This is a genomic window from Caulobacter sp. DWP3-1-3b2, from assembly GCF_049896325.1.
GTDB lineage: Bacteria > Pseudomonadota > Alphaproteobacteria > Caulobacterales > Caulobacteraceae > Caulobacter.
Window position 1 is genome coordinate 32,342 of sequence record NZ_JAFCUB010000032.1, and the last position, 15,027, is coordinate 47,368.

Genomic DNA, 15,027 nt, shown 5'->3' on the forward strand with positions numbered 1-15,027 from the left:
GGGTGTTTTCCTTAGGCGGGGGCGTTCATGAAGCCCGGCATCCAGGCCTCGTGGGCCGCGCGCAGGGTCTCAATGGGAATGCTGAAAAGGTCGCTCGAAGCGAAGGCGTCGCCGCCGGCCACGCCGGCCAGGTTGGCGTGGACGCCCGCTTCCTTGGCCGCCAGCAGCAGGCCGTCCGGATCGGGCGTGGCGACCAGATAGCGGGCCTGGTCCTCGCCGAACAGGTAGGGATGGGCGTGGGCGTGGCTGGCGGCGTTGAGCGTGATCCCGACCTTGCTGGCCAGGGCCACGTCGGCGGCGGCGATCAACAGGCCGCCGTCCGACAGGTCGTGCAGACCCGCCACCAGACCGGTGGGGATCAGGCCTCGCACGAAGTCGCCGTTCTTGCGCTCCAGAGCCAGGTCGACGGGCGGCGGGGCGCCATCCTCGCGGCCGAGGATCTCGCGCAGATAGATCGAGGCGCCCAGTTCACCGTGGGTCTCGCCAATGAGCACCAGCGTGTCGCCCTCGGCCACGTTGCCGAAGCCCATGCGCAGATCGTAGTCATCGAGCAGGCCGACGCCGCCGACCGTTGGGGTCGGCGGAATGGCGACGCCGTTGGTCTCGTTGTAGAGGCTGACATTGCCGCTCACGACCGGGAAGTCGAGCGCCCGGCAGGCCTCGGCCATGCCGTCGGTGGCGCGGACGATCTGGCCCATGGTTTCGGGCTTTTCGGGGCTGCCGAAGTTGAGGTTGTCGGTGATGGCGATCGGCGTCGCGCCGGCGGCCGTCAGGTTGCGCCAGGCCTCGGCCACGGCCTGCTTGCCGCCCTCATAGGGGTCGTTCTGGACATAGCGCGGGGTGACGTCGCTGGTCACGGCGATGGCCTTGCCCTTGCCGTGAATGCGCACGATGCCAGCGTCGCAGCCGGTGGCGCTGTCTTCCAGGGTGTCGGCCATCACGTGGCGGTCATACTGTTCCCACAGCCAGCGCTTGGAGGCCATGTCGGGGCTGCCGACCACCTTCAGCACAGCGGCGGTCCAGTCGGCGGGGGCGGGGACCTGGCCGGGGTCGAGGCGCGGATGCAGGGCCGGTTGCACCCAGGGTCGGTCATAGAGCGGGGCGTCGTCGAACAGCGGGGCCAGGGGCACGTCGCAGACCGTCTCGCCGTGGTGCTTCAGCACCATGCGGCCGGTGTCGGTGGTGACACCGATGACGGCGGCGTCCAGGCCCCATTTCTCGAAGATGGCGTGGCCTTCGTGCTCGCGGCCGGGCTTGAGCACCGCCAGCATGCGCTCCTGGCTTTCCGACAGCATCATCTCATAGGCGCTCATGCCGGTCTCGCGTTGCGGGACCATGTCCATGTTCAGCTCGATGCCGACGCCGCCCTTGCCGGCCATCTCGACCGAGGAGGAGGTCAGGCCCGCCGCGCCCATGTCCTGGATGGCGGCGACGGCGCCCGTGGCCATCAGCTCCAGAGTGGCCTCGATCAGCAGCTTCTCGGCGAAGGGGTCGCCGACCTGGACGGTGGGGCGCTTCTCCTCGGAGTCCTCCGAGAACTCGGCCGACGACATGGTCGCGCCGTGGATACCGTCGCGGCCGGTCTTGGAGCCGAAATAGACCACTGAGAGGCCCGCGCCCGGCGCCGCCGAATAGAAGATCTTGTCGGCGTCGGCCAGGCCCACGCACATCGCGTTGACCAGGATGTTGCCGTTATAGCCCGCGTGGAAATTGGTCTCGCCGGCGATCGTGGGCACGCCGACGCAATTGCCGTAGCCGGCGATGCCGGCGACAACACCTTCGACCAAGCGCTTGGTCTTCGGGTGACTGGGATCACCGAACCGCAGGGCGTTGAGCAGGGCGATCGGCCGCGCGCCCATCGTGAAGACGTCGCGCATGATGCCGCCCACCCCCGTCGCCGCGCCCTGATAGGGCTCGATGTAGGAGGGGTGGTTGTGGCTCTCCATCTTGAAGATGATGGCGTCGCCGTCGCCAATGTCGATGACGCCGGCGTTTTCGCCGGGCCCGCAGATCACCCGCGGGCCGGTGATCGGGAACTTCTTCAGCTGGTTCTTCGACGACTTGTAGGAGCAGTGCTCGGACCACATCACCGAGAACACCCCCAGCTCGACCAAGTTGGGCTCGCGACCCAGGCGGTCGAGGACGACGGCGTACTCCTCCGCGTTGAGGCCAAATTCGCGGGCCGTGTCGGCCATGGACTTCTGGAAGGCGGGCGAGGTGCTCATGGGCGGGCCTTCTAGCGTGGACCGGCGGATTCCGCTATATTCTAGAAACATCAAGGGCGGTTCTAGAATGGGCATTAGCATCAAGAGGGTGGAGACCGAAGACCTTGCTCGCCAGGTCGCCGTTATCACAGGGGAAAGTTTGACCGAAGCGATCCATCAGGCGTTGGTGGAGAAGGTGGCGCGGCTTTCAACGCCCTATGCCCTGTCGGCCGCCGAGGAGGCCGCCAAGCTGGCATTCTTCGCCGAACTCGACGCGCGCCCCATTCTCGACCCTCGCGACTGGCGTGAGATCGAGGCTGAGCTTTACGACGAGAACGGTCAACCGATCGGATGATCGTCGACACCTCAGCCCTGTTGGCCATCGCCCTGCGCGAACCGGAGCGCGACACCTTCTATGTGTTGCTTCTCCGCGCCAAGCGTCGCCGGATGTCGGCGGCGTCCTATGTCGAGGCGGCCGAGGTCTATATGCGGCGAACCAGCGTTTCGACGGGCATCGCGCTGTTGAATCGCGACCTGGCTCAGCTGCGGATCGAGATCGTCGCCGTGACGGCGGAGCAGGCCTATGCCGCAGCCGAGGCGCGGCGAACTTACGGCAAGGGCCGGCACGACGCCGACCTGAACTACGGCGACAGTTTTACCTACGCCCTCGCCAAGTCCCTGGACGAGCCCCTGTTGTTCAAGGGAAATGACTTCATCCATACCGACGTGAAGCGAGCCGCTCCATGATCTCTCGCCGCCATTTGCTCGCGCTCACCGCGGCCCTGCCGCTGACGGCCGCCGGCGCTGCCCCCGTCCGGGTGCAAATGGTCACCGATCGGGGGCCGATCGTCATCGAACTGTATCCGGCCAAGGCGCCGATCACCGTGGCCAATTTCCTGGGCTATGCCGACCAGCATCTGCTGGACGGCGGCGCCTTCTACCGGACGGTCTCGCCGAAGAACGACAACAACCCCGCCACCATCAGGGTCATCCAGGGCGGGCTGAACCGCGACGACAGCCCGCTGCCGGCCATCGCCCACGAGACCACCAAGGTCACGGGGATTCTGCACACCGACGGGGTGATCTCGATGGCGCGAGGCGCGCCGGGCACGGCGGGCTCGGAATTCTTCATCTGCCTGGGCGACAATCCGGCCCTGGATTTCGGCGGCGCCCGCAACAAGGACGGCCAGGGGTTCGCGGCCTTCGGCAAGGTGGTCGAGGGCATGGATGTGGTTCGCAAGATCCATGACGCGCCGACCGTGACCAAGGCCGACGATCCCTACATGAAGGGCCAGATCCTCGATCAACCAGTGAAGATCAAGAGCTTGAGCCGGCGTTGAGCCTGTCCCCCTGTGGGGGAGGATCTGAGCCCTACTTCCCCACCACCGGCAGTTCCACGAAGCTGGCCTTGCCCGGCGCGTGGAACACCGTCTCCGTCGCCTTCTGGTAATCGGCCGGCTTGGCCAGGAAGATGTTGGGCACGAAGGTCTGCGGGTTGCGGTCGTAGAGCGGGAACCAGCTGGACTGCACCTGGACCATGATCCGATGGCCGGGCAGGAACACGTGGTTGGCGTTGGGCAGGGCGAAGCGGTAGCCCAGCGGCGCATTGGCCTTGATCGGCTTGGCCTGGGCGAAGCCCTCTCGATAGCGGCCCCGAAGGATGTCCATCGCCACAGGCAGTTGATAGCCGCCCATCGTTGGATCGCCGGGGACCTCGTCGGGATAGACGTCGATCAGCTTGACCACCCAATCGCCGTCGGTCCCGCTGGTCGCCGCGGTGAGGTTGACGATCGGCTCGCCACTGATCTTCAGCGGCGCGGTCAGCACATTGGTTGTGTAGGTCAGCACGTCAGTGCGGCCCGAGGCCTCGCGCTGGTCATCGACCAGCCATTGCGTCCAGGTCAGGGGCGGGACATAGCCGGTCGGCTGGCTGGGGCGAGCACGATAGGGCACTGGCTTGGCCGGGTCGGAAACATAGGCGTCGCTGGTCGCCTCGCCAGCGGCCTCTCGGGCCTGGGGCGCGACGAAGTCGGCCTTGAAGCCCGCGTGGAGATAGAGCGGGGTGGGGGTGATCGCGCAACCCTTGGCGCAGCCCGAGGGCCAGGCTTCCAGCTTGCGCCAGCGGTTGGTCCCGGTCTCGTAGGCGGTGACGGGCGCGACGTCCATGGCCGGGGCGTCGTCCTTTAGATAGTGGGCCAGGAACGGGCCCAGCACCTCCTGACGGAACTGCAGGGCGGTGTCGGCGCCAAACTTGATCGCGCCCAGACTGGCGGCGTCGTGGATCTGCTGGCCATGGTTCCAAGGCCCCAGCACCAGGAACACCTTGTCATTGGCGGTGTCCTTGGGCTCGATCGCCTTGTAGACAGCGGCCGCGCCGTAGATGTCCTCCTGGTCCCAGAGGCCAGCGACCACCATCACCGGCACCTTCAGCGGCTCCTTGCCCAGCAGCTTGTCGACCGCCTGGTCGCTCCAGAAGGCGTCATAGTCCGGGTGGGCCAGAATCTTGCGCCAGAAGCCAGTCTGTTCCAGCCCCATCTGCGACCCCAGCGCCCCGGCCGAGCCGGCCCGCATGAAGAGGTCGTAGTCGTCATGCACGCCCGAGGCCCACTTCTCCTCGTTCTTCCGGCCGCCGACCTGCTCGTAGATATAGGGCATGTTCTGTTGGCGGAAGGCGCCGTTGTGAAACCAGTCGTCGCCCATCCAGCCATCGACCATCGGGTTCATCGGCACGGCGACCTTCAGGGCCGGGTGCGGATTGAACAATGCTTCCAGGGTGGTGAAGCCGTCGTAGGAGATGCCCAGGATTCCAACCTTGCCATTGGTCTCGGGGATGTTCTTGACCAGCCAGTCGATGGTGTCCCAGGTGTCGGTGGCGTGGTCGACCTGCGTCGGGTTTTGCGGCCCCTTCAGTGGCCGGTTCATCACATAGTCGCCTTCCGAGCCGTGCTTGCCACGAACGTCCTGGACGACGCGGATATAGCCGCCCTCGATCACCACATCGACCGGGTGGTCGTAGCCGTCGATAGCGTCGGCCAGGTGGGTGGTGGCGTTGATCGAGGTCATCGCCGTGGCGTCATAGGGGGTGCGGGTCAGCAGGATCGGCGCGCGCTTGACGCCCTTGGGCACGAGGATGACGGTGTGCAGCTTCACCCCGTCGCGCATCGGGATCATCACGTCGCGCCGCTCGTAGTCGAGACGATCCGTGGCGAGCTTGAAGACGTCGGGGGTCTCGCTGGGCAGGCTGCCTGGAGCCACGGTCTGCGCGAAGCTGGCTCCGGCCAGCAGCAGGCTCGCGGTCGCGAGTAACAGAATCGTTTTCATGTGAATCCCCCAGCAGCCAACCTTGCGGAGAGGATCGCACGCTCTCTTCCCCCGTGAAACCAGGAAGGAGGCGCGATGCGACTACGCATCGTGACGGAGGGGGCGTTCCAGCGCCGAGCTTTTTGGGACCGGATAAGCCGCAAGGCCCCCTCCGCCACGCCGCCTATCGGCGCCGCGCCACCTCCCCCGCTATGTGGGGCAGGAGAAGATTCAGATCAGGCGCTGGCGAACACGCTGCGGAAGAGCAGGGCGCCGTCGGCCGAGCCGAGGTCGGGGTCGAACGACCGGTCGGGATGGGGCATCAGGCCCAGCACATTGCCGCCGGCGTTGACGATGCCAGCGATGGCGCGGGCCGAGCCGTTGGGATTGTCCTTGTAGCGGAACACCACCTGGCCCTCGCCCTCGAGGCGGTCCAGGGTATCCTCGTCGGCGAAGAAGTTGCCCTCGCCGTTGCCGACCGTCATCACCGCCTCGCGCTGCTCACCATATTCGGCGGTGAAGCGGGTCTGGCCGTTAACGATATCGAGCTCGACCGGCTTGCAGATATATTTCAGCTTCTCGTTGCGCAGAAAGGCGCCGGGCAGCAGGCCCGCCTCGCACAGCACTTGGAAGCCGTTGCAGATCCCGACCACGGCGACGCCGTTGCTGGCGGCCTTGACCACTTCCTTCATGACCGGGCTCTGGGCCGCCATGGCTCCGCAGCGCAGATAGTCACCGTATGAGAAGCCGCCGGGCAGGACGATCAGGTCCAGGTCGTCCGGCAGGGCCGTCTCCTGGTGCCAGACCATCTCGACGCGGGCGCCGGCGGAGCGCTCGATGGCGACCTTGCAGTCACGATCGCAATTGGAACCGGGGAAGACAACGACGGCGGCTTTCATGGCGCGGGCCTGTAGCATCGTTCGCGGGGGTTGTCAGCGCCCGTTCGGTGGCCGACGCCCCCTCCGTCGGGCTACGCCCGCCATCTCCCCCGTTTCACGAGGGAGGAGAAGGTCAGCTTTCCTAACCCGCGCAGCGGGGGAGGTGGTGCGATGCGAATACGCATCGTGACGGAGGGGGCGTCCGGGCGGCTGCGAACGCCTGCTACGCGCACTCGTCCAGCACCGGCTCCACCGGCGCCGCGTCGGGCGAGGGGAACGGGATCTTGAACGTGAAGGCGTCGGCCGTCGGGCCGTGCTGTTCCAGCAGCGCCAGGCGCGACTTGGCCTCATCGATGGTCGGATGGTGACCGGCCGGCGCCCACCACAGCACCATGAAGACGTCCATGTGCTCGAACCATTCCGCGCGGCGGCGCATGATCTGCAAATGGTCGCCGCGATAGACAAAGGCGCCTAGCGACTGGATGTCGATCCAGACCGACATGTTGATGGCGATCATCGGGTCTTCGTAGGGCTGCAGATCGACGGCGCTGTTGCCCTCGCCCTTCAATCGCCAGACAAAGCCGGGCGAGGCCTCGGCCAAGGCGTTCACCCGGTCGAGGCTGTCGACAAAGTCCTTGATCATCGGGTCGTCGATCGGCGCCCGAAGGCGGGCGATATTGACCTCCGCCAGTTGCCAGTCCGCGCTCACGCTGTCGCTCCCATCAGCCTGTGACAAGAGGATGGGGATGATGGTCTAGCTTCGCTAGGGTATCAGTGTTCGTCGACTGAAAATGCCGTCTCGCTGGTCACCATGCGCGCCTCGGCCGCGCCCATCGGCACCGTCGCGGGCCAGCGGGCGCCCAGCAGCCGGTCCTTGGCTAGACGTGCGACGCTGACGCTGTCGGACTGGTTGCCGCCCAAGACGAAGAAACTGGTGGCGTCCTCGCCGACATAGAATGCGACATGGCCCAGGAAGCCGCCCGGCGAGACTCGCCAGAACACCAGCACAGCCCCGGGCTGTGGCGTGCAGGGCGCGCCGAACTTCAGCCAGTTGCGCGCGCCCAGCACATTGGTCGACAAGGGTTCGGCGTCTTGCCGTTAAGCGCGACCTAGCCGAAGTTGATCGCGTAGCTCTCGATCACGGTATTGGCCAGCAGCTTGTCGCACATGGCCTTGACCTCGGCCTCGGCCTTGGCCGGGTCGGTCTCGCTGACGTCGAACTCGATGGTGCGGCCGACCCGTACGCCCGACACATCGGCCCAGCCCAGGCCGTGCAGCGCGGCTTCGACGGCCTTGCCCTGGACGTCGAGGACGCCGGGCTTGAGGAACACTTGGACCTTGGCTTTCATGTCTTTCCTGACCTTTTCACTCTCTCCCGGAGGGGAGAGGGAGGGACCCATGCGCAGCATGGGAGGGTGAGGGGTGAAGGCGTCAGACGGCGTGCCGGCACGACGGGAAGGGCGTAACCCCTCATCCTCCCACGACTTCGTCGCAAGCCCCTCCTTCTCCCTCTGGGAGAAGGTGTTCTTAGGCTAAGCCACGCCGCCTTGGATGACGGTGGGCATTTCCTTCATGATGCCGAGCCGGCGGGCCACCTCGGTATAGCTTTCGATGACATTGCCAAGGTCGCGGCGGAAGCGGTCCTTGTCCATCTTCTCATTGGTGGTCGAGTCCCACAGGCGGCAGCTGTCGGGGCTGATCTCGTCGGCCAGGATCACGCGGCTGAAGTCGCCTTCATAGATACGGCCAAACTCGATCTTGAAGTCCACCAGGGTGATGCCCACGGCGCTGAACAGGCCGCTCATATAGTCGTTCACCCGCAGGGCCATGGCCATCATGTCGTCGATCTCCTGGGTGGCGGCCCAGTTGAACGCGGTGATGTGCTCCTCGGAGACCATCGGGTCGCCCAGCTTGTCGTCCTTGTAGTAGAACTCGATGATCGAGCGCGGCAGAGGCGTGCCTTCGGCCAGGCCCAGGCGCGTGGCGATCGAGCCAGCAGCGATGTTGCGCACCACCACCTCGAGCGGGATGATCTCGACTTCCTTGATCAGTTGCTCGCGCAGGCTGAGGCGGCGGATGAAGTGGTTCTGGACGCCGATCGCGTTCAGGCGAGTCATCATGTACTCGCTGATGCGGTTGTTGATCACGCCCTTGCCTTCGAGCACGGCCTTCTTCTGGGCGTTGAACGCCGTGGCGTCGTCCTTGAAGTACTGGATCAGGGTGCCGGGCTCGGGACCCTCGTACAGGATCTTGGCCTTGCCTTCGTAGATCTTCTTGCGGCGGGTGGTCATGGCTCTCGTCGAGGCCCTTCTGAATGCGAAGCGCGCCCGGCCCGAAGAAACGAAAAGCGCGCGCGGCGGATAGCGGCGCGCGGCGTTCGACTCAAGGCCGCTCACGAAAAATGTCCTTTCGAAACTAGCCGAACGCGGTCCCTGGCGCAAACGGCCCTAGTCGTGGCCTCGGGATTGTGACCGGATTGCAGGCGCTGCGGCGTTGCTTGTGATTGCCCACTGGCCCGGCAAGGGATATGCAGCGCGCTTAGAGACTATTGGGGCTTTCATGACCACCTTCGACGAACGCGAACAGGGTTTCGAACGCAAGTTCGCGCACGACCAGGATCAGGAATTCAAGGCGACCGCCCGTCGCAACCGCCTCTTGGGCGAATGGGCGGCCGAATTGATGGGCCTGGCCACGGTCGAGGAATATGCCCGCGCCGTCGTGAAGTCCGATTTCGAGCAGCCCGGCGACGAGGATGTGCTGCGCAAGGTGGCCGGCGATCTCAAGGGTTCGGGCGTCAATGTCGGCGAGGGCGAGGTGCGTCGCAAGATGGACGAACTGCTGGCCGTGGCCCGCGGTCAGATCATCGCCGGCGCGTAGGGCCTGCCGCCTTCCAGATGCGAAAAGGGCCGCCCCACCGGGGCGGCCCTTTTGTTTATAGGCGTTACCAAACCCGCGAGCGATCCTCGGGCTTGAGGTAGTAGGTCTCGCCCGGCTTGACGCCGAACGCGTCGTACCAGGCGTCGACATTGCGCGTCGGGCCGATCACCCGGAACGAAGACGGCGAGTGCGGGTCGGACGCCATCTGCTGCTTCAGCGAATCGGGACGGGTCTTGTCCTGCCAGGCCTGGGCGAAGGCCAGGAACAGGCGCTGGTCACCGGTCAGTCCGCCGATCACCGGGGCCGGCTTGCCGCCCAGCGACGTATGGTAGGCGTCCAGCGCCACCTGCAGGCCGGCCAGGTCGGCGATGTTCTCGCCCATGGTCAGCTTGCCGTTGATCTTGCTGCCAGGCACAGGCTCATAAGCGTCGTACTGCTTGCCCAGCACATCGGCCTGGGCGTCGAAGCGCTTGGCGTCCTCGGCGGTCCACCAGTCGCGCAGCTTGCCGGTGGCGTCGATCTTGCGGCCCTGGTCGTCGAAGCCGTGGCTGATCTCGTGGCCGATCACTGCGCCGATCGCGCCATAGTTCACCGCCGGGTCGGCGGCCGGATCGAAATAGGGCGCCTGCAGGATGCCGGCCGGGAACACGATCTTGTTCTCCAGCCCGCCGTTGTAGGCGTTGACGGTCTGCGGGGTCATGCCCCACTTGCCGTGGTCGACCGGCTTGCCCAGGTCATCGCGCGCATACGCCCACTCGAAGGCCCGGCTGGCGACGACATTGCCGTACAGGTCATCGACATTGAGCTTCAGGCCCGAATAGTCGCGCCACCTGTCGGGATAGCCGACCATCACGCTCATCTTCGACAGCTTGGTCAAGGCCTCGGCCTTGGTGGCCGGACTCATCCAGGTCGCCGCCTGGATGCGGGCGGCCATGGCGGTCTTCAGATTGGCGATCAGGTCGACCATCTGGGCCTTGGACGAGGGCGGGAAGTACTTGGCGACATAGGTCTGGCCGACCACCTCGCCCAGGCTGCCGTCCACAAGCTGAACGCCGCGCTTCCAGCGGGGCCGCAGGGCCGACTGGCCGGACAGGGCCTTGACGTACTCGAACCGGCTGTCGACGAAGCGCTTGGACAGGTAGGGCGAGGTTTCCATGATGACGTGGAAGGTCTGCCAGGCCTTCAGGGTCTCAAGCGGGGTGTCGGTATAGACCTTGGCGATGTCGCGCACGGCGGTCTTCTCGCCCAGGATCACCTTGGTCTGGCCCGGCAGGCCCGAGGCGTCCAGATAGGCGGCCCACGGGAAGGGGGCGTAGGTGGCCAGCTCGCCGACGGTGGTGGGGTTATAGACCTTGTCGATGTCGCGGCGGTCGGCGACCTGCCAGCTGACCTTGGCGATGGCGGTCTCGAAGGCCACGACATCTGCGGCGGCCTTGGCCGGGGCGGGGTGGCCGGCCATGGTCAGGGCGCGGGTGACAAAGGCCGTATAGGCGGCCAGCTGCGGCTTGAAGGTGTCGGTCAGATAATAGTCGCGGTCCGGCAGGCCCAGGCCCGACTGGCCGATATAGAGGACGTTGATCTCGGGGTTCTTGGCGTCCGGCGCGATGTCCAGCGAGAAGATGTCGCCGCCGAAGCCGCCATGGGCGCGGCCCAGGGTCTGGACGAACTGAGCCTTGGTGGCGATCGCTGTCACCTTGGCCAGGTCGACCTTCAGCGCCTTGTCATCCGCCGCCTCGACCTTGGCCTCGTTGGTGAAGCTCCTGAACAGCGCGCCGATCTGGGTCGAGGGCTCGGCGGTGTCGATCAGGGTGCGCAGCTGGTCCTGCGAGCGGTTGTAGACATCGTAGCCGACCCCGGCCGAGCCCTGGTCGGCGGGGATCTCGGTGCGGGCCTCCCAGGCGCCGTTGGCGTATTTGTCGAAATCGGTCCCCGGCGACACCTTCGGGTCGCCGCCGGTCAGATCGACGCCCCAGGCGCCGTACATCGGCTTGGCCGGATCGGCCGCGAACGCGGCGGTGGACGAAATGGCGAGCACCGAGACGGCGGCCAGCAGGATCATGCGCATGTGCGGAAAAACCTCTTTCCCTATAGGCGGCGGATGCTGCCCTAGTCGGAGACGGCGCGCTGATTAAAATGCGGTAATGTTCGGCGATATCGTCATATTGCCTTTTCAACTGCCTTAGCTAAGTTAGTTAGCTAGGAGAGGCGCCCATGACCGTTGTCACTATTCACTATGCAAAGACAAACCTCTCTCGCCTGTTGGCCGAGGTCGAGGCCGGCGGCGAGGTTGTCATCGCCCGCGGCAAGGCGCCGGTGGCCACGCTGACGCCAGCCAAGCCGCCATGCCCCAAGCGGGTATTCGGCTCGATGAAGGGCCAAGTCGCGCTCGACGACAGCTTTTTCGAGCCGCTGCCCGACGATGAGTTGGCGCTCTGGAACGGCGACGACGCTTGAACCTCCTGCTCGACACCCATGCCTTGATCTGGTTCGTCGCGGGATCGGAAAACCTGTCGCCGCCGATCCGGGCGGCCATTGAGGACGAGCGCAACGCCGTCCATGTCTCGGCGGTCTCGGCCATGGAGATCACCACCAAATTCCGCCTCGGCAAGCTGCCCTCGGCGGCGCCGCTCGCCACCGACTTCACGCGCGTGGTCGCCGAGCGCGGCTTCATGCCCCTGCCGATCACCCTCGGTCACGCCGAGCGGGCTGGCGCCATGAACATTCCGCACAAGGATCCGTTCGACCGCTTGCTGATCGCCCAGGCGATCGCGGAGGCCATGACACTGGTGTCCAACGAGTCGGTGTTCGATGGTTTCGGCGTCAGTCGTCTATGGTAGCGTGGCTCAGGCCAGCCAGGCCTTCATCGCGCTCCACAACGCCAGCTTCTCCTCGAACGACCGCGCCGCGTGGGCCGGGCTGGAGGAGGGCAGGGCCAGGGTGGGCAGGCGGGCGCCCAGCAGCTTGCCGCCGAGCTTGGCCGCCGCGCCGCCATTGAACGCCACGCCGCGCAGGGCGGGCAGGGCGCCCACGAGCGCCAAGAGGTCGTTGGCCTCGGCGTCGACGATGGCGGCGTCGAGGCTGCCGGGGCGCTTCGCCTCGGCGATGACGTCCCACAGCCCGACGCCGCGCGACAGCAGGGTGGTCAGGCGGCTTTCATAGGAGAGGGCGACCAGCGGTGTCTTGAGCACCCCCTCCAGCAACCGCCAGAAGGCGTTGCGCGGATGGCCGTAATATTGCGCGACCGCCAGCGAGGCGTCGCCCGGCAGGCTGCCCAGGATCAGGACGCGCGTGCGCGCGTCGACGACCTCCGGGAAGCCCGCCTTGCGCCCCTCCCGGAGGGACAAGGACCTAAGCCTGCTCGCCGAACACCCGCTTGAAGATCACGTCGACATTCTTGGTGTGGTAGCCGTAGTCGAACAATTCCTCGAGCTCGGCGTCCGACAAGGCCTTGGACACCACCTCGTCGGCCTTCAGGAACTCGATGAACCGGCCCTCGCCGCGCCACACCTTCATCGAATTGCCTTGCACGGCGGCATAGGCGTCCTCGCGCGACACGCCCTTCTGGGTCAGGGCCAGCATCACGCGCTGCGAGAACACCAGGCCCCCCAGCTTGTCGAGGTTCCGCGCCATGTTGTCGGGATAGATGTTGAAGCGCTCGATCACCCCGGCCAGGCGGCGCAGGGCGAAGTCGAGGTGGATGGTGGCGTCGGGCCCAATGCCCCGCTCGACCGACGAGTGGCTGATGTCGCGCTCGTGCCAGAGGGCGACGTTCTCCAGGGCCGGGGTCACGGCCGAGCGGACCAGCCGGGCCAGGCCGGTCAGGTTCTCGGTCAGGATCGGGTTGCGCTTGTGCGGCATCGCGGACGAGCCCTTTTGCCCGATCTCGAACGGCTCCTCGGCCTCCAGCACCTCGGTGCGCTGCAGGTGGCGGATCTCGGTGGCCAGCCGCTCGACCGACGAGGCGACCACGCCCAGGGCGCAGAAATAGGCCGCATGACGGTCGCGCGGGATCACCTGGGTCGAGACCGGCTCGACCACCAGGCCCAGCTTGTCGGCCACGTACTGCTCGACCCGCGGATCGACATTGGCGAAGGTGCCCACGGCGCCGGAGATCGCGCAGGTGGCGATCTCGAACTTCGCCATCGCAAGTCTTTCCTTAGCCCGCTGGAACTCGGCATAATAGCCGGCCAGCTTCAGGCCAAAGGTGATCGGCTCGGCATGGATGCCATGGCTGCGGCCCACGCACACCGTCATCCTGTGTTCCAGCGCCCGGCGCTTCAGCGCGACCAGCAGCAGATCGACATCCTCGATCAGCAGGTCGGTGGCCTTGGACAGCTGGACGGCGAAACAGGTGTCCAGCACGTCGGAGCTGGTCATGCCCTGGTGCAGGAACCGCGCCTCTGGGCCGACGATCTCCGACACATGGGTCAGGAAGGCGATGACGTCATGCTTGGTGACGCGCTCGATCTCGTCGATCCGGTCGCTATCCCAGACCGCATCGCGGCCCTTCTCCCAGATCGTCTCGGCGGCGCGCTTGGGGATGACCCCCAGTTCGGCCATGGCGTCGGCGGCGTGAGCCTCGATCTCGAACCAGATCTTGTACTTGGTCTGGCTGGACCAGATGGCGACGGCTTCGGGGCGGGAATAACGGCTGATCATAGGGCCGGGGTTTCGGCGCGGCGGGGATGAGAGTCAAGGGTGGGGTGGGGGGAGAGGCCCCCGCGCCGTCTGTGGTCTGTTGTTCGCGCGGGGCATGATGTCGGCATCTGTTTAGGTTTCTTGGACGCCCGCCAGGCGCGGCGACGGGGCTGACCCCGAGAGCGGGTGTTTGAGAAAGCTCGAAGTCTGACCCGCGGGATGGCGGTAGCAGCCTGTGGGGATTTGAGGGGCGCGCTGGTCCCATGGGGTCGCGGGCGATGCGCTGTTGGCCGTTGTCGCTGCTGCAGGCGGCCGGTTTGGTCCGTTAGGATGCCCCTGATGATGTGCGGGTCGGGGTGTTCTTGGGCGCTCAGGGCCGCTTTTTGGCGTTGGTGCGCAAGGCCGCTCACGCGGCCCTTGGCCGTTGCTGTAGCGCTGCGATTTTGGGTGGCGTTGTCTGTGAGCCTCATGACGAGTCGATCCTGAACACGGGTCTTGGCGGCGCGCTGCGTGGCGGGCCTGCGCGCTCGAAGATCTCGACGAGGATCATGCGGCCGCCGCAGCAAGGGCAGGCGATCGGCGGCTTGGCGTCGGTGTGGGGCTCGGGGTTGGAGGCGACCGGAGATGGTGGCGGCGTCTGGAGCAAGGCGCGGGCCTTGGCCAGGTTGGCGGCGCGGCCGGTGTTGGCGAAAAGGCCGTAGTGGCGGATGCGATGGAATCCGCTGGGCGGGACGTGGATCAGGAAGCGGCGGATGAACTCGCCGGGCGCCAGGGTCATCTCCTTGCGCCGGGCCTGACCGTTCTGGCGGTAGTCCTTCCAGCAAAGGTGACACCCCTGTCGTCCAGGGCGGCCAGGCGGCTGCTGGAGATGGCGACGCGGTGGGTGTAGCGGGCCAGATAGGCCAGGACGGACTCGGGTCCGGCGAAGGGCCGCTTGGCGTGGACCACCCACTCGGCGCGGCGCGGCGGGGCCAGGCGGGCGGCGAAGGCTGCGCGGTCGGCCAGGCGGGTGAGGTCGCCGAAGAAGGCCAGGCGTCCCTCGGCGTGGGCGGCGGCGAGCTTCTCCAGGAACAGTCGCCGAAACAGCCGGGAGAGCACGCGCACGGGCAGGAAGAACCGTGGACGGCAGG

At 66.3% G+C, this 15,027-nt stretch carries 16 protein-coding genes and 1 pseudogene; 6 read left to right on the forward strand and 11 right to left on the reverse strand.

The features are described 5' to 3' along the window. Nucleotides 1-11: 11 nt before the first annotated feature. A complete protein-coding gene (gene purL, locus ACP7AG_RS16955; protein ID WP_426032254.1) occupies nucleotides 12-2,225 on the reverse strand; it encodes a phosphoribosylformylglycinamidine synthase subunit PurL in 2,214 nt (737 codons plus the stop codon). Here purL and ACP7AG_RS16960 point away from each other — a divergent pair. The 3 genes from ACP7AG_RS16960 to ACP7AG_RS16970 are packed head-to-tail and all read left to right on the forward strand — an operon-like array spanning nucleotide 2,194 to nucleotide 3,544. After that, the gene (locus ACP7AG_RS16960; protein ID WP_426032256.1) at nucleotides 2,194-2,559 is read left to right on the forward strand and encodes a type II toxin-antitoxin system VapB family antitoxin; all 366 of its coding nucleotides are present in this window, start codon (nucleotides 2,194-2,196) and stop codon (nucleotides 2,557-2,559) included. The genes purL and ACP7AG_RS16960 overlap by 32 nt on opposite strands. Continuing rightward, nucleotides 2,556-2,951: a type II toxin-antitoxin system VapC family toxin gene (locus ACP7AG_RS16965; RefSeq protein WP_426032258.1), complete on the forward strand. Its 396-nt coding sequence runs from the start codon at nucleotides 2,556-2,558 to the stop codon at nucleotides 2,949-2,951. Before ACP7AG_RS16960 ends, ACP7AG_RS16965 begins: the two co-directional genes overlap by 4 nt. Beyond that, nucleotides 2,948-3,544 (forward strand): peptidylprolyl isomerase, encoded by a 597-nt coding sequence (locus tag ACP7AG_RS16970; RefSeq protein ID WP_426032260.1) that lies wholly within the window; start codon nucleotides 2,948-2,950, stop codon nucleotides 3,542-3,544. The genes ACP7AG_RS16965 and ACP7AG_RS16970 overlap by 4 nt, the downstream gene beginning before the upstream one ends. 31 nt (nucleotides 3,545-3,575) lie before the next feature. Here ACP7AG_RS16970 and ACP7AG_RS16975 read toward each other — a convergent pair whose 3' ends face one another. From ACP7AG_RS16975 to purC, 6 genes are all read right to left on the reverse strand, one after another. After that, on the reverse strand, nucleotides 3,576-5,525 hold the full coding sequence (locus tag ACP7AG_RS16975; RefSeq protein ID WP_426032262.1) for a CocE/NonD family hydrolase: 1,950 nt from the start codon (nucleotides 5,523-5,525) through the stop codon (nucleotides 3,576-3,578). A gap of 215 nt (nucleotides 5,526-5,740) precedes the next feature. Beyond that, nucleotides 5,741-6,403, reverse strand: coding sequence for a phosphoribosylformylglycinamidine synthase subunit PurQ (purQ, locus tag ACP7AG_RS16980; protein ID WP_426013913.1), 663 nt, complete (start codon nucleotides 6,401-6,403; stop codon nucleotides 5,741-5,743). A 202-nt stretch (nucleotides 6,404-6,605) separates the two neighbouring features. Continuing rightward, nucleotides 6,606-7,091 (reverse strand): DUF3291 domain-containing protein, encoded by a 486-nt coding sequence (locus ACP7AG_RS16985; RefSeq protein WP_426032264.1) that lies wholly within the window; start codon nucleotides 7,089-7,091, stop codon nucleotides 6,606-6,608. Nucleotides 7,092-7,153: 62 nt separating this feature from the next. Then, nucleotides 7,154-7,462: a hypothetical protein gene (locus ACP7AG_RS16990; RefSeq protein ID WP_426013910.1), complete on the reverse strand. Its 309-nt coding sequence runs from the start codon at nucleotides 7,460-7,462 to the stop codon at nucleotides 7,154-7,156. A gap of 29 nt (nucleotides 7,463-7,491) precedes the next feature. Beyond that, the gene (purS, locus tag ACP7AG_RS16995) at nucleotides 7,492-7,731 is read right to left on the reverse strand and encodes a phosphoribosylformylglycinamidine synthase subunit PurS (RefSeq protein WP_426032266.1); all 240 of its coding nucleotides are present in this window, start codon (nucleotides 7,729-7,731) and stop codon (nucleotides 7,492-7,494) included. 183 nt (nucleotides 7,732-7,914) lie between these two features. Continuing rightward, the gene (purC, locus tag ACP7AG_RS17000) at nucleotides 7,915-8,673 is read right to left on the reverse strand and encodes a phosphoribosylaminoimidazolesuccinocarboxamide synthase (RefSeq protein ID WP_426013906.1); all 759 of its coding nucleotides are present in this window, start codon (nucleotides 8,671-8,673) and stop codon (nucleotides 7,915-7,917) included. Between the two features lie 268 nt (nucleotides 8,674-8,941). Between purC and ACP7AG_RS17005 the strand changes: the two genes are divergently transcribed. Further along, nucleotides 8,942-9,259, forward strand: coding sequence for a DUF1476 domain-containing protein (locus ACP7AG_RS17005; protein WP_426013904.1), 318 nt, complete (start codon nucleotides 8,942-8,944; stop codon nucleotides 9,257-9,259). A 64-nt stretch (nucleotides 9,260-9,323) separates the two neighbouring features. Here the strand turns inward: ACP7AG_RS17005 and ACP7AG_RS17010 are convergent, their stop codons facing one another. Beyond that, a complete protein-coding gene (locus tag ACP7AG_RS17010; RefSeq protein WP_426032268.1) occupies nucleotides 9,324-11,324 on the reverse strand; it encodes a M13 family metallopeptidase in 2,001 nt (666 codons plus the stop codon). A gap of 146 nt (nucleotides 11,325-11,470) precedes the next feature. Between ACP7AG_RS17010 and ACP7AG_RS17015 the strand changes: the two genes are divergently transcribed. Continuing rightward, the gene (locus tag ACP7AG_RS17015; RefSeq protein ID WP_426032270.1) at nucleotides 11,471-11,713 is read left to right on the forward strand and encodes a type II toxin-antitoxin system Phd/YefM family antitoxin; all 243 of its coding nucleotides are present in this window, start codon (nucleotides 11,471-11,473) and stop codon (nucleotides 11,711-11,713) included. Beyond that, nucleotides 11,710-12,096: a type II toxin-antitoxin system VapC family toxin gene (locus ACP7AG_RS17020; protein ID WP_426032272.1), complete on the forward strand. Its 387-nt coding sequence runs from the start codon at nucleotides 11,710-11,712 to the stop codon at nucleotides 12,094-12,096. The genes ACP7AG_RS17015 and ACP7AG_RS17020 overlap by 4 nt, the downstream gene beginning before the upstream one ends. Nucleotides 12,097-12,102: 6 nt before the next feature. Here the strand turns inward: ACP7AG_RS17020 and ACP7AG_RS17025 are convergent, their stop codons facing one another. From ACP7AG_RS17025 to ACP7AG_RS17035, 3 genes and pseudogenes are all read right to left on the reverse strand, one after another. Further along, complete coding sequence (locus ACP7AG_RS17025) at nucleotides 12,103-12,603, reverse strand: DNA-deoxyinosine glycosylase (RefSeq protein WP_426032274.1); 501 nt, start codon at nucleotides 12,601-12,603, stop codon at nucleotides 12,103-12,105. Between the two features lie 4 nt (nucleotides 12,604-12,607). Further along, nucleotides 12,608-13,918: an adenylosuccinate lyase gene (gene purB / locus ACP7AG_RS17030; protein WP_426013894.1), complete on the reverse strand. Its 1,311-nt coding sequence runs from the start codon at nucleotides 13,916-13,918 to the stop codon at nucleotides 12,608-12,610. A gap of 445 nt (nucleotides 13,919-14,363) precedes the next feature. After that, nucleotides 14,364-15,027, reverse strand: a pseudogene (locus ACP7AG_RS17035) (IS91 family transposase); the annotation flags it as partial.

Excerpts from the sequence above, each read along its gene's own strand:
- ACP7AG_RS16960 (WP_426032256.1), top strand. The coding sequence starts at position 2,194 with ATGGACTTCTGGAAGGCGGGCGAGGTGCTCATGGGCGGGCCTTCTAGC.
- purL (WP_426032254.1), bottom strand. The coding sequence starts at position 2,225 with ATGAGCACCTCGCCCGCCTTCCAGAAGTCCATGGCCGACACGGCCCGC.
- ACP7AG_RS16965 (WP_426032258.1), top strand. The coding sequence starts at position 2,556 with ATGATCGTCGACACCTCAGCCCTGTTGGCCATCGCCCTGCGCGAACCG.
- ACP7AG_RS16970 (WP_426032260.1), top strand. The coding sequence starts at position 2,948 with ATGATCTCTCGCCGCCATTTGCTCGCGCTCACCGCGGCCCTGCCGCTG.
- ACP7AG_RS16975 (WP_426032262.1), bottom strand. The coding sequence starts at position 5,525 with ATGAAAACGATTCTGTTACTCGCGACCGCGAGCCTGCTGCTGGCCGGA.
- purQ (WP_426013913.1), bottom strand. The coding sequence starts at position 6,403 with ATGAAAGCCGCCGTCGTTGTCTTCCCCGGTTCCAATTGCGATCGTGAC.
- purS (WP_426032266.1), bottom strand. The coding sequence starts at position 7,731 with ATGAAAGCCAAGGTCCAAGTGTTCCTCAAGCCCGGCGTCCTCGACGTC.
- purC (WP_426013906.1), bottom strand. The coding sequence starts at position 8,673 with ATGACCACCCGCCGCAAGAAGATCTACGAAGGCAAGGCCAAGATCCTG.
- ACP7AG_RS17005 (WP_426013904.1), top strand. The coding sequence starts at position 8,942 with ATGACCACCTTCGACGAACGCGAACAGGGTTTCGAACGCAAGTTCGCG.
- ACP7AG_RS17010 (WP_426032268.1), bottom strand. The coding sequence starts at position 11,324 with ATGCGCATGATCCTGCTGGCCGCCGTCTCGGTGCTCGCCATTTCGTCC.
- ACP7AG_RS17015 (WP_426032270.1), top strand. The coding sequence starts at position 11,471 with ATGACCGTTGTCACTATTCACTATGCAAAGACAAACCTCTCTCGCCTG.
- purB (WP_426013894.1), bottom strand. The coding sequence starts at position 13,918 with ATGATCAGCCGTTATTCCCGCCCCGAAGCCGTCGCCATCTGGTCCAGC.